The organism is Allobosea sp. 2RAB26, assembly GCF_052115465.1.
In the GTDB taxonomy this organism is placed as follows: Bacteria; Pseudomonadota; Alphaproteobacteria; order Rhizobiales; family Beijerinckiaceae; genus Allobosea.
Window position 1 is genome coordinate 98,099 of the sequence record NZ_JBFRGS010000015.1, and the last position, 11,779, is coordinate 109,877.

The following is an 11,779-nucleotide window of genomic DNA, read 5'->3' on the forward strand; positions in this document are numbered from 1 at the left end:
CTGCCGCGGGGCTCCGGATCGGACCCGCAACGGCGATGGGCCATGCGCAGAACCCGAACATTGCGATAATGCCTCTGTCATCCACGACCACGAAGCGATACCGGACAAGCGGCGTCTCATTCGAATGAATGTCCTCCGCCACCGCAGTTCGGGTTATCCCCGCAAACCTCTCACACTCCACTCTCAGCCATGCCTCGCTACGCGCTCGCCATCTTCGATTTCGACGGAACGCTGGCCGATAGCTTTCCATGGTTCTGTTCGGTGCTGAACGAGACCGCCCGGCGATTTGGCTTTCGCGAGGTCCTGGAGCAGGAAAGGGACGATCTGCGTGCCCTCGGTAGCCGCGAGATTGTGGCCCATCTCGGTGTTCCCCTGTGGAAGATCCCCGCGATCGCCGCCCATATGCGCCAGCTCAATGCGCAGAGCCAGGGCGAGGTTCGCCTCTTCGACGGTGTCGAACAGGCGCTCGCAAACCTCGCCCGTCACGGCATCAGGATCGCCGTCGTCAGCTCCAATGCGGAGGAGACGATCCGGCGAACGCTGGGCCGGGCTGCGGAGCATGTCAGCGCCTTCGACTGCGGCGCCTCGCTCTGGGGAAAGAGCGCCAAGTTCAAGGCTGTTGCGAAGCGGCTGGGCGTCCCCCGGGAGCGCGCGATCGCGATCGGCGATGAGCTCCGCGACATCGAGGCCGCCCGCAAGGCCGGGATGGCCTGCGGGGCGGTGACCTTCGGCTACAACGCCCCTGCCGCGTTGCTCGCCCAATGGCCGGATCTGGTGTTCACGGATTTCGCCGATCTGCAGGCGCAGCTCACCAGCGCCTGAGGCTCATGCCTCCCGTGAGAGGCAGGTCAACCCAGGCGATTCAAAGTCGTAGAATCAGCAGACAACACCTTGATTTTACGTAGTAAAGCTGCGCTCGACGCCAGTCGGTAGCATCTGGCTCGGCGCCTTTCGCCTGGAGCCGAGAGGGCGTGCGCGCCGAACCGGCACGCACGCTGCATCCAGTTCCTACGAGGCTGCAAGGCCAAGCGCGACCAGCCGGCTCAGGCGCTCGGAGAACGCCTTGGCATCGGTGGGGCGCTCGCCGTCGAGCACGCGGGCGCAATCGAGCAGGAGGTTGGCGACATCGCTGCGCACGGCTTCGTTCTGCACGCCGGCCAGTCCCTGGATCATCGCGTGGCGCGGATTGACCTCGAGGATCGGCTTGCTGGCGCGCTCGATGCGCCCGCCCGCGGTCAAGAGCCGCTCGAACTGGCGATCCGGACCGTCTTCCGCCGCGACCAGGCAGACCGCGCTGTCGGTCAGCCGGTCGGAGGCCCTGACATCGGCGACCTCACCCGCGAGAACCTCCTTCATCGTCCCGAGCAAGGCCTGCACCGCCTCGCTCGTCTCGGCGGAGGGCGGCGTCGCATTGTCGAGCAGGGGGATCAGGCTGAGATCGGCTGCGCCCTGCGTCACCGACTTGAACGGCTTGCCCTCGAATTCCGGCGCTCCCGAGACCCAGAAGCTGTCGACGGGGTCGCTGAGCAGCAGCACCTCGATGCCGCGCGCCCTAAAACCTTCGAGCTGCGGGGAGTTCGCGATCCGGTCTGCGTCGTCGCCGGCGATATAGTAGATCGCCGTCTGGTTCTCCCTGAGCGCTGCGACATAGTCCTTCAGGCTGCGTCGGCCGTCGCTTGCGGCTGTCGTCTTGAAGCGGGCGAGGCCGAGCAATTGGGCGCGACGCTCGAAATCCTCGTAGATCCCCTCCTTGATGACCGCGCCGAAATTCTCCCAGATCTTGGCGAAGCTATCGCCGTCCTGTTCGGCGAGCTTCGACAGCTCGGAGAGGACGCGGCTGGTCACGCCCTTCTTGATCGCGCTCAGCAGCGGGCTGTCCTGGATCATCTCGCGCGAGACGTTCAGCGGCAGATCGGCGGTGTCGACGATGCCGCGCACGAAGCGAAGATAGCGCGGCAGGAACTCCGCCTCGTCGGTGATGAAGACGCGCTTCACATAGAGCTTGATGCGGCCCTTGCGGTCGGCATCGAACAGGTCGAAGGGGCGTCCGCCCGGCACGAAGAGCAGCGCGGTGTATTCATGGCGGCCCTCGGCCCGGAAATGAACCGTCGTGGCCGGCTCGTCATATTGCGCGGCGACGCTGCGATAGAAATCCGTGTAGTCCTGCGCGCTGATCTCGTTCTTGGGCTTGGCCCACAGCGCCGCGCCGTCGGCCAGCGTGGTTGCCTCCGCACCCGGCTTCTCGATCAGCGAGATCGGCACCGGCACATGGCCGGATTGTTCCCTGACGATGCGCTCCAGCGTCCAGCGCTCGGCATAGGATTTGGCATCCTCCATCAGATGCAGCGTCACGCGCGTGCCGCGCAGAGGGGCATCATCCAGCGCGACGGGGGCGACGGTGAACTCGCCCTTGCCGTCCGATGACCAGAGCCAGGCCTCCTCGCTGCCCGCGCGGTGGCTGACGACCTCGACCTTGTCGGCGACCATGAAGGCCGAATAGAAGCCGACGCCGAACTGGCCGATGAGCTGCGCGCCTTCCTTGCCCTCGGCGGTCGCGATGCGCTCCATGAAGCCGCGCGTGCCGGAGCGGGCGATGGTGCCGAGCGCCTCGATCATCTCGTCGCGGCTCATGCCGATGCCGTTATCGGCAATGACGAGCGTGCCGGCCTCGGGATCGGCCGCGATCGTGATGGCGAGCTTCAGGTCGTCGCCGAGAAGCTCCGGCTTGGCGATAGCCTCGTAGCGCAGCTTCTCGCTGGCGTCGGCGGCGTTGGAAATCAGCTCCCGCAGGAAGACGTCCCGGTCCGAATAGACCGAGTGCACCATCATATGGAGCAGGCGGGAGACATCGGCTTCGAAGCTTCGGCTTTCGGCGGTCTGAGTTGTCATGGCTGCATGCTGTCTGGCTGGGGAACGCGGCCCATCAGATGGCCGGAATAGCCGGATCTTGCAAGACGGGGCAGGGGCCGTCGACGTCAGCGGCGCCGGGCTCTCGCTGACCCCTGGCCCGAAGCCGAGCCTGGCTCACGGGCAAGGACAGAGCTTCAGCGGCCGCCCGGGAGCGGCCGCTGAAGGTATTATTCGTCTGGATCAGACCAGATCGAAGCGATCGAGGTTCGTCACCTTGGTCCAGGCCGCAACGAAGTCCTTCACGAACTTCGCCTGCGCGTCCGAGCTGGCATAGACCTCGGCCAGCGCACGCAGCACCGAGTTCGACCCGAACACGAGATCGACGCGGGTGCCGGTCCATTTCGGCGCGCCGCTCTTGCGGTCGGTGCCCTCGAACACGTCCTTGGAGTCAGGCTTCGCCTTCCACTGCGTGCCCATGTCCAGCAGGTTGACGAAGAAGTCGTTTGTCAGCGCGCCGGGACGGTCGGTCAGGACGCCGTGGCTCGTGCCATCGACATTGATGTTGATCGCGCGCAGTCCACCGACCAGCACGGTCATCTCGGGCGCGGTCAGCGTCAGCAGCTGCGCCTTGTCGATCAGGGCCACCTCGGCCGGCACCTTGAGGGCCGCCTTCTGGTAGTTGCGGAAGCCGTCCGCCTGCGGCTCCATGACGTTGAAGGCATGGATGTCCGTCTGCCCCTGCGAAGCATCGGTGCGGCCCGGCGCGAACGGCACGGTGACATTCTGGCCGGCAGCCTTCGCCGCCTGCTCGACGCCGGCATTGCCCGCCAGCACGATCAGGTCGGCCAGCGAGACCTCCTTGCCGCCGGTCGCGGCCAGGTTGAACTCCGACTGGATGCCCTTGAGGACCTTGAGCACATTGGCGAGCTGCAGGGGCTGGTTGACCTCCCAGTCCTTCTGCGGCGCGAGGCGAACGCGCGCGCCGTTGGCGCCGCCGCGCTTGTCGCCGCCGCGGAAGGTGGAGGCCGAGGCCCAGGCGGTGCCGACGAGCTCGGAGACGCTCAGGCCCGAGGCCAGGACCTTGGCCTTCAGCGCCGCAACATCCTCGTCATTGATCAGGGGATGCTCGACAGCCGGCACCGGATCCTGCCAGGTCAGCTCTTCCCGGGGCACTTCCGGTCCAAGATAGCGCGAACGCGGGCCGAGATCGCGATGGGTCAGCTTGAACCAGGCGCGGGCGAAGGCCTCGGCGAAGGCCTGCGGATTCTGCAGGAAGCGGCGCGAGATCTTCTCGTAAGCGGGGTCGACGCGCAGCGACAGGTCGGTCGTCAGCATGGTCGGTTTGCGCTTCTTCGACGGATCATGGGCGTCGGGGATGACGTCCTCCGCGTCCTTCGCCTCCCACTGGATGGCGCCGCCGGGGCTGCGGGTCTGCACCCATTCGTATTTGAACAGGTTCTCGAAGAAGTGGTTGCTCCACTGCGCCGGCGTCTGCGTCCAGGTGACCTCGATGCCGCTGCCGACGGCGTCGGCGCCAAAGCCGCTGCCATAATTGCTGGCCCAGCCCAGGCCCTGCGCCTCCAGGCCGGCGCCTTCGGGTTCCGGTCCCTTGTGGGATTCGGGCGCTGCGCCATGGGTCTTGCCGAAGGTATGGCCGCCGCCGATCAGCGCGACGGTCTCCTCGTCGTTCATCGCCATGCGGGCGAAGGTCTCACGGATGAAATGGGCCGCCGAGAGCGGGTCGCCATTGGCGCCGGGGCCTTCCGGGTTGACGTAGATCAGGCCCATTTCGGTGGCGCTGAGCGGGGCGTCGAACGCATCGAGCGGGCGATGCGTCAGCCAGGCGGTCTCGGCACCCCAGTTGACGTCGAGATCCGGCTCCCAGGTATCGGCGCGGCCGGCGGCGAAGCCGAAGGTGCGGAAGCCCATGGTCTCCAGCGCGACATTGCCGGTGAGGATCATCAGGTCGGCCCAGGAGATCCGCTGGCCGTATTTCTGCTTGATCGGCCAGAGCAGGCGGCGCGACTTGTCGATATTGACGTTGTCCGGCCAGCTGTTGAGCGGGGCGAAACGCTGCTGGCCGCGGCCACCGCCGCCACGGCCGTCACTCAGGCGATAGGTGCCGGCTGCGTGCCAGGACATGCGGACGAATTGCGGGCCGTAATGGCCGAAATCGGCCGGCCACCAGTCCTGCGAGTCGGTCATCAGCTTGCGCAGATCGTTCTTCAGCTCTTCATAGTCGAGCTTGCTGAATTCCTGCCGGTAATCGAAGGCCTGGTCCAGCGGATCGGACTTGGACGAGTGCTGGTTCAGCAGGTCGACGCGCAGCTGGTTGGGCCACCAGTCGCGGCTCTGGGTGCCGCTGGTCCCGTGAGCGACCGGGCATTTCCCGGCTCCCCCCTCAGTCTTCGCATTCATGATTCTCTCCAATTCACATTACGCTGATTGCGCGTTTCTCGATCACAGGCGGGTCGGTGCCGGGACAGGCGATCCGCTTTCATGGCCTGCCTGGCAGGCCTGCCAGCCGGGCGGCTGGAAACAGGGACATCGACGGGTGCCGGCGGCTGGACTGGGCCAGGTCGGCCACGAGCGGAACGCCACCGGTCTTGATCATGCGGGGCGGTCTCGGCATTGCCTGCTCCTCATCGTCGCAAGGAGCCTCTTAGCAAAAGGGTTTCATTATATTAATTCCGATTTTCTGATTGCGTCGATAAGCTAAGATTATGACGAACCTGACACTGAAACAGCTGCGCTATTTCGAGGTGCTGGCCCGCCAGCGCCACTTCGGACGCGCGGCGGAGAGCTGCGCCATCTCCCAGCCGGCCCTGTCGATGCAGATCAAGGCCCTTGAGGAAGAACTCGGCGCCGAACTCTTCGAAAGGGACCGACGCCAGGTCCGGCTGACGAGTTTCGGCGAAGAGATCGCGCTGCGCACCAAGGATATCCTGCGCTCGGTCGACGAGCTGGAGGACTATGCGCGCAGCTCGCGCGGCGGGCTCGTCGCCAGGCTGCGCATCGGTGTGATTCCCACGGTCGCGCCCTATCTGCTGCCCGGCCTGATCGCCGACCTGACCGGCCTCCATGACGGGCTGGACCTCCATGTCCGCGAGACGCTGACGCCGAAACTCGTGCAGGAACTGAATGAAGGCCGGCTCGACATGGCGGTCGTGGCGCTGCCCGTCTCCGAGCCTTCGCTGACCGAGGCCGCGCTCTTCACGGAAAGCTTCGTCCTCGTCCGGCCACGCGAGGACGAGGGCAAGCCAGCCCCCAATCGCGAAGATCTTCAGGAAATGCGGTTGCTGCTGCTGGAGGAGGGGCATTGCTTTCGCGAGCAGGCCCTCTCGTTTTGCAACAAGAACCCGCGCGCCATGCAGCCACGCGACCTGCTGGATGCAAGCTCGCTCTCGACCCTGGTGCAGATGGTCGATGCCGGCCTGGGCGTGACCCTGATTCCGGAGATGGCGGTCCCGGTCGAGACACGCTCGGCCTCGGTCTGCGTGACGCGCTTCAAGGACCCCCAGCCATCGCGCACGATCGGCATGGTCTGGCGCAAGACGAGCCCGCTCGCGAAGCAGTTTGCACAGATTTCCGAGGCCGTGCGCCTCTCGGCCGCAGCCCGCCGGGCCTAGGCGCGAGCAACCTCAAGCCCGAAAGCGCGCCGCGCCGTCGCCGCAAGCCGTGACGCATGCCAAGCTTGAATCGACTTCCCAAAACGTTTTGGATCGGGTTATCCTGAACGTGAGGCGCCGATCGTCCAACCATTGAGATGCCGATGAGTTCGCTGCGCGCGCTGGCGCAAACGCTGGGATTGTCGATCACCACCGTCTCGCGGGCGCTCGACGGCTATGACGATGTTGCGCTCGCCACGCGAGACCGCGTGCGGGCAGCGGCGGAGGCGGCCGGTTACCGGCCCAATTCCGCAGCCCGGCGGTTGCGTCGTGGGCTGACCGAGATCGTCACGATGGTGCTTCCGGCCGGGCCGGGCCATTTCAACGAGCCGCTCTATCTAGAGCTGCTGGGCTCGATCGGCGAACGGCTGGCGGAGCAGGGCTATGATCTGACCTTGATCGCCGCGCTGCCCGGCCCCGACGAGCTCAAGACCTATCGCCGCCTTGTCGACGGCCGCCGCACCGACGCCATCATCGTCGTCCGCACCCGCCGCGAGGATGCTCGCCTGCGCTACCTCACAGATGCCGGCTTTCCCTTCGTCGCGATGGGGCGTAGCGATTTTCCAGAGCCTTATGCCTTTGTCGACGGGGATGGCGAGGCCGCGTTCCACGATGCCGTGCTGCGCCTGGCCGCCCTCGGCCACCGCCGGATCGGCCATCTTGCGGCGCCCTCGGCCTTCACCTTCGCGCATCTGCGCCGCAGCGGCTTCGCGCGGGCCCTTCGCCAGGCTGGCATTTTCGGCGCGATCATCGAGGGCAGCGCCGACGAGGCCGGCGGCTATCGTGCGGCGGGGCTGCTTCTGGCGCAGCCGGCGCAGCCTACCGCGCTGCTCTGTGCGACCGACAGCATGGCGCTGGGGGCGATGCGCGCCATCCGCGAGCGCGGTCTCGTTGTCGGGCGCGACATCGCGATCATCGGCCATGACAACATTCCCGCCTCCGCCTTCTCGGACCCCGCGCTCGCGACGATGGAGCTGCCGATCGCCGCGACCGGCCGCCGCCTCGCGGAGATGACGCTGGCGCGCATCGGCGGAGCCGATCCCCGCGACCTGACCGAGATCAATTCGGTCGAGTTCATTGCACGCGCCTCGCTGGGGGAGGCGCGTCGCTGATCCGATCACGGAAACGGCCAGGCGCTCGCAACCGGCCTTATCCCCCGCAAACCAGAACAAGCGAGGCAGGGAGGACGATATGAAGACGCTCAACCATCTGGCGTGCGCCGCCGTCGCGGCGGGGGCCATGCTCGCAGCGCCCGTTGCGAAGGCGCAGGATCTCGTTTTTCTCTCGACGCAGCTGCGCCCGATCGACGAGGCGCAGAAGGTGCGCGAGGTCCTGCTCAAGGGCGCGCCGAAAACCACCTATGTGGTCGAGGAGCCGCCGCAATTTGCCGTGCGCATGAAGGCGGAGCAGGCGGCAGGCAAGCGCACGATCAGCCTGATGGGCGCGCTGCACGGCGAATTGCAGCCGCTCGTGCCGGCAGGCTCGCTCGACGCGGTCGACGATATCGCGGCGAAACTCGGCTCGAGCGGCATTCCAGCCGGGCTGATGGAACTCGGCAAGCTCGGCACGCCCAATCAGCAATATATCCCCTGGATGCAGGCGACCTATGTCCTCGTCGTCAAGAAGGCGGCGCTGCCCTTCCTGCCGGCTGGCGCCGATGTCAACGCGCTGACCTATGAGCAGCTCGCGGCCTGGGGCAAGGCGATCCAGGAGAACACAGGCCAGCGCCGCATCGGCTTCCCGGCCGGGCCGAAGGGCCTGTTCGCCCGCTTCGTGCAGGGCAATCTCGTGCCCTCCTATACCGGCTCGATGGTGACCGAGTTCCGCTCGGCCGCGGCCGAAAAGGGCTGGGCCGATTTCAAGGCGCTCTGGGCGACGGTGAACCCCAACGCCAACAACTATAATTTCATGCAGGAGCCGCTGATGGCCGGCGAGGTCTGGATCGCCTGGGACCATATCGCCCGCGTCAAGGACGCCCTGACTGCCGAGCCTGACCAGTATCTCGTCGTGGCGCCTCCGGCCGGCACCAAGGGCCGCGCCTATATGCCCGTCATTGCCGGGCTCGCCATCGCGAAGGATGCGCCGAACCGGGCCCAGGCCGCGGCCGTGATCGAGCATCTGCTCAAACCTGCGACACAGCTTGCCGCGGCGCAGGAGGTCGGCTTCTTCCCGGTCGTCGATGCGCCTCTGCCGCCCGACCTGCCGGCCGGAGTCAAGCTGCTCGCCGACGGCGTGGCGAAGACGCAAGGCGCGAAGGACGCGATCGTCGCGCTCCTGCCGATCGGCCTCGGCGACAAGGGCGGCGAGTTCAACAAGGTCTATTTCGACACGTTCCAGCGCATCGTGCTGCGCAACGAGCCGATCCGCGCGGTTCTCGACGCGCAGGCCGAGATCCTGCGCAGCCTGATGATCCAGACCGCCGCGCCCTGCTGGGCGCCCGACAAGCCGAGCCAGGGCGCCTGCCCGGTCACCTGAGCTCAGGACGAGCTGCGCTCCGGTCATCCCGGCCGAAGCGCAGCCAGCCTGGAGCGCCTTGCAGAGGCCTTCGACCATGCTCCAGCCGCGCTGGCTGCCCTATCTGCTGATCGCGCCCTCGGTCGCCTTTCTTGCAGCCTTCTTCCTGGTACCGCTCGGCCAGACCATCCTGCTCTCCTTCGATGGCGGGCAGGGGTTTTCGCTCGCCAACTATGCCCGCATGGCGGGGGACCTCAATTTTCCGACCGCGCTGCGCAACACCTTCGCCCTCGTCGCGGTGGTGATCCCGCTGCAGGTGGCGCTCGCGCTCGTCATGGGGCTGATGCTCCAGAGGATGACGCGCGGGCGCGAGCTCGTGCTCTGGATCTGGACGATCCCGCTCGGCGTCTCGGATCTTGCAGCCGGCCTTGTCTGGCTCGCGATCCTGCAGGATTCCGGCTATCTCAACACGCTGCTGTTCCAGATCGGCGTGATCAGCGGCCCGACCGCCTATCTCAACAGCGAGACGCCGGTCGCGCTGTTCTTCGCCGTCGTCCTGGCCGAAATCTGGCGTGCGACCGCGATCGTCCTGATCATTCTCGTCGCCGGCATCCAGCTCATTCCCAAGGAGTTCGGCGAGGCTGCCGACATCTTCGGCGCCAGCCCCTGGGCCAAGTTCCGCAAGATCACCCTGCCGCTGCTGAAGCCCAGCCTGCAATCGGCGCTGATCCTGCGCACGGTTCTGGCCTTCGAGGTCTTTGCGGTGGTCTATGCGCTCGGCGGGCGCAATTTCCCGATCATCGTCGGCGAAGCCTACACCTGGCAGAACGAGAACCAGAATTACGGCGTCGCGGCCGCCTATGCCGTGCTCGTGATGGTGATCTCACTCGCGGCGACGATCATCTACCTCAAGGCGCTGCGCGTCGATCCGGAGACGCAAGCATGAGCGCGCCCCGCAGATGGCTTTATGTCACGGGCGTGCTGGCGCTCTGCGCCTGGGTGCTGGTGCCGATCTACCTGATTGGGCTCGGCGCCATGGGCGGGCGGCTCGCCGTGTTCAAATGGCCGAAATCCTTTGCCCCCGGCGAGGCCGGTTTCGCGGCGCTCGCCGCCTTCCTCAGGATCGAAGGCGTCTGGAACGCGGCCCTGAATTCGCTGATCGCCGCATCGCTGACCATGCTGTTCTCGATCCTCCTCGGCGCACCCGCGGGCTATGCCCTGGCGCGTTTCGCCTTCCGGGGGCAGAGCGCCTTTCGCCTGCTGGTCTTGCTGACGCGCGCCTTTCCACTGGCGATCCTTGCCCTGCCGCTGACCGTCATCTTCATCCGCGTCGGGCTCTATGACACGCCCTTCGGCGTCTCGCTGATCCATACGGCGCTGGCGCTGCCCTTCGCCGCTCTCGTGACCTCGTCGCTCTTCATGGGCATTCCCCGCGAATACGAGGAGGCGGCCTGGGTCTTCGGCTGTACGCGCTGGCAGGCCTTCCGCAAGGTGGTGTTGCCGCTGGCGCTTCCCGGCATCGCAGCTGCGGCGATCTTCGCCTTCGTTATCTCCTGGAACGAGGTTTTTGCCGCCTCGGTCCTGACGGTGCGCGAGCGCACGCTCACCGCCTATCTGCTGACGGTCCTCTCCGAGTCGCCGCTGCATTACCGCTTCGCCGGCGGCTTCATTCTCATCATTCCCTCGGTGCTCTTCATCTTCGCGGTCAGGAAATACCTGTTCGCGATGTGGGGCGTCTCGAGCAAATAGGGAGGAGACCGTTGGCCGGGATCCTGATCGACAAGGTCGCCAAGCAGTTCGGCAATGCGGTTGCCCTGCAGGAGATTTTGCTCACCGTCGAGGATGGCGAATTCGTCGCGCTGCTCGGCCCCTCCGGCTGCGGCAAGACCACGCTGCTGCGCATCATCGCCGGGCTGGAGGTGCAGAGCGCGGGCAAGGTCATGATCGGCGAGCGCGACGTCTCCTCGCTGAAGCCGGCCCAGCGCGGCCTTGCCATGGTGTTTCAGAACTATGCCGTCTTCCCGCATATGACGGTGTTCGAGAATGTCGCCTTCGGCCTGCGCATGAAGGGCGCCGACCAGGCGCGTGTTGAGGCGAAGGTGCGCAAGGCGGCCGAGCTGCTGCATATCGAGCAATACCTCGAGCGCTTTCCGGCCAAGCTCTCGGGCGGCCAGCGCCAGCGCGTCGCGGTGGCGCGTGCGCTCGCGGTCGAGCCGGCCGTGCTCCTGATGGACGAGCCGCTCTCCAATCTCGACGCGCTGCTCAGGCTGGAGATGCGGGCGGAGCTGCGCAGCGTCCTGCGCGAGGCCGGAACGACCACGATCTATGTCACCCATGATCAGACCGAGGCCATGGGCCTGGCCGATCGGATCGCGGTGATGCATGGCGGCCATATCGTGCAGATCGGCACGCCGACCGAGGTCTATTCGCGGCCCGCGACCCGCTTCGTGGGCGGCTTCGTCGGCTCGCCGCCGATGAATTTCGTCAACACGGTCGCGACCTCCGGCCAGGCCCGGCTCGGCGGGCTGACATTGGCATCGCCTGCCGACGGGCCGATCGTCCTCGGTTTTCGCGGCGAGGATGCGAAGCTGACCGATGCCGGCGGCGGCGTGCCCTTCACCGTGCGGGTCGCGGAGCCGATGGGCTCGCATCTCCTGCTCACCGGCAGGATCGGCGATGACCTTGCCCGTGTCGTTGCGCCCCCCGCTGCCCGGATCGCGGCAGGCGAAACGCTCGGTCTGGCGCTCGACCCTACCCGCATTGTCTGGATCGACCCGGAAACGGGCCGCACTCATCCCGGAGCCTGA

General features: G+C 66.5%; 10 protein-coding genes. 7 read left to right on the top strand and 3 right to left on the bottom strand.

Annotated elements, in window-relative coordinates; translation table 11 throughout:
• Positions 1-189 precede the first annotated feature (189 nt).
• Entirely contained in the window at positions 190-822 is a 633-nt protein-coding gene (locus AB4118_RS25135; protein ID WP_441492301.1) for an HAD-IA family hydrolase, read from the top strand.
• Between the two features lie 186 nt (positions 823-1,008).
• Here AB4118_RS25135 and htpG read toward each other — a convergent pair whose 3' ends face one another.
• From htpG to AB4118_RS25150, 3 genes are all read right to left on the bottom strand, one after another.
• Positions 1,009-2,889: a molecular chaperone HtpG gene (htpG, locus tag AB4118_RS25140; RefSeq protein WP_441492302.1), complete on the bottom strand. Its 1,881-nt coding sequence runs from the start codon at positions 2,887-2,889 to the stop codon at positions 1,009-1,011.
• Between the two features lie 201 nt (positions 2,890-3,090).
• Positions 3,091-5,268 (bottom strand): catalase/peroxidase HPI, encoded by a 2,178-nt coding sequence (gene katG, locus AB4118_RS25145; protein WP_441492303.1) that lies wholly within the window; start codon positions 5,266-5,268, stop codon positions 3,091-3,093.
• 79 nt (positions 5,269-5,347) lie between these two features.
• Positions 5,348-5,482, bottom strand: a complete 135-nt coding sequence (locus tag AB4118_RS25150; RefSeq protein ID WP_441492304.1) for a hypothetical protein — start codon at positions 5,480-5,482, stop codon at positions 5,348-5,350.
• 91 nt (positions 5,483-5,573) lie between these two features.
• Here AB4118_RS25150 and AB4118_RS25155 point away from each other — a divergent pair, with 91 nt between their 5' ends.
• From AB4118_RS25155 to AB4118_RS25180, 6 genes are all read left to right on the top strand, one after another.
• Positions 5,574-6,479 (top strand): hydrogen peroxide-inducible genes activator, encoded by a 906-nt coding sequence (locus tag AB4118_RS25155; RefSeq protein ID WP_441492305.1) that lies wholly within the window; start codon positions 5,574-5,576, stop codon positions 6,477-6,479.
• 143 nt (positions 6,480-6,622) lie between these two features.
• On the top strand, positions 6,623-7,630 hold the full coding sequence (locus AB4118_RS25160) for a substrate-binding domain-containing protein (protein WP_441492306.1): 1,008 nt from the start codon (positions 6,623-6,625) through the stop codon (positions 7,628-7,630).
• A 79-nt stretch (positions 7,631-7,709) separates the two neighbouring features.
• Positions 7,710-8,993: an extracellular solute-binding protein gene (locus tag AB4118_RS25165; protein WP_441492307.1), complete on the top strand. Its 1,284-nt coding sequence runs from the start codon at positions 7,710-7,712 to the stop codon at positions 8,991-8,993.
• A gap of 76 nt (positions 8,994-9,069) precedes the next feature.
• Positions 9,070-9,918: a carbohydrate ABC transporter permease gene (locus AB4118_RS25170; protein ID WP_441492308.1), complete on the top strand. Its 849-nt coding sequence runs from the start codon at positions 9,070-9,072 to the stop codon at positions 9,916-9,918.
• The gene (locus AB4118_RS25175) at positions 9,915-10,721 is read left to right on the top strand and encodes a carbohydrate ABC transporter permease (protein ID WP_441492309.1); all 807 of its coding nucleotides are present in this window, start codon (positions 9,915-9,917) and stop codon (positions 10,719-10,721) included. The genes AB4118_RS25170 and AB4118_RS25175 overlap by 4 nt, the downstream gene beginning before the upstream one ends.
• Before the next feature lie 11 nt (positions 10,722-10,732).
• Positions 10,733-11,779 carry an ABC transporter ATP-binding protein gene (locus AB4118_RS25180; RefSeq protein WP_441492310.1) on the top strand — a complete coding sequence of 349 codons (1,047 nt, stop codon included), beginning with the start codon at positions 10,733-10,735 and terminating at the stop codon, positions 11,777-11,779.

Bases quoted from the DNA above. Each gene is read 5' to 3' on its own strand.
- AB4118_RS25135 (WP_441492301.1), top strand. From the start codon at position 190: ATGCCTCGCTACGCGCTCGCCATCTTCGATTTCGACGGAACGCTGGCC.
- htpG (WP_441492302.1), bottom strand. From the start codon at position 2,889: ATGACAACTCAGACCGCCGAAAGCCGAAGCTTCGAAGCCGATGTCTCC.
- katG (WP_441492303.1), bottom strand. From the start codon at position 5,268: ATGAATGCGAAGACTGAGGGGGGAGCCGGGAAATGCCCGGTCGCTCAC.
- AB4118_RS25150 (WP_441492304.1), bottom strand. From the start codon at position 5,482: ATGCCGAGACCGCCCCGCATGATCAAGACCGGTGGCGTTCCGCTCGTG.
- AB4118_RS25155 (WP_441492305.1), top strand. From the start codon at position 5,574: ATGACGAACCTGACACTGAAACAGCTGCGCTATTTCGAGGTGCTGGCC.
- AB4118_RS25160 (WP_441492306.1), top strand. From the start codon at position 6,623: ATGAGTTCGCTGCGCGCGCTGGCGCAAACGCTGGGATTGTCGATCACC.
- AB4118_RS25165 (WP_441492307.1), top strand. From the start codon at position 7,710: ATGAAGACGCTCAACCATCTGGCGTGCGCCGCCGTCGCGGCGGGGGCC.
- AB4118_RS25170 (WP_441492308.1), top strand. From the start codon at position 9,070: ATGCTCCAGCCGCGCTGGCTGCCCTATCTGCTGATCGCGCCCTCGGTC.
- AB4118_RS25175 (WP_441492309.1), top strand. From the start codon at position 9,915: ATGAGCGCGCCCCGCAGATGGCTTTATGTCACGGGCGTGCTGGCGCTC.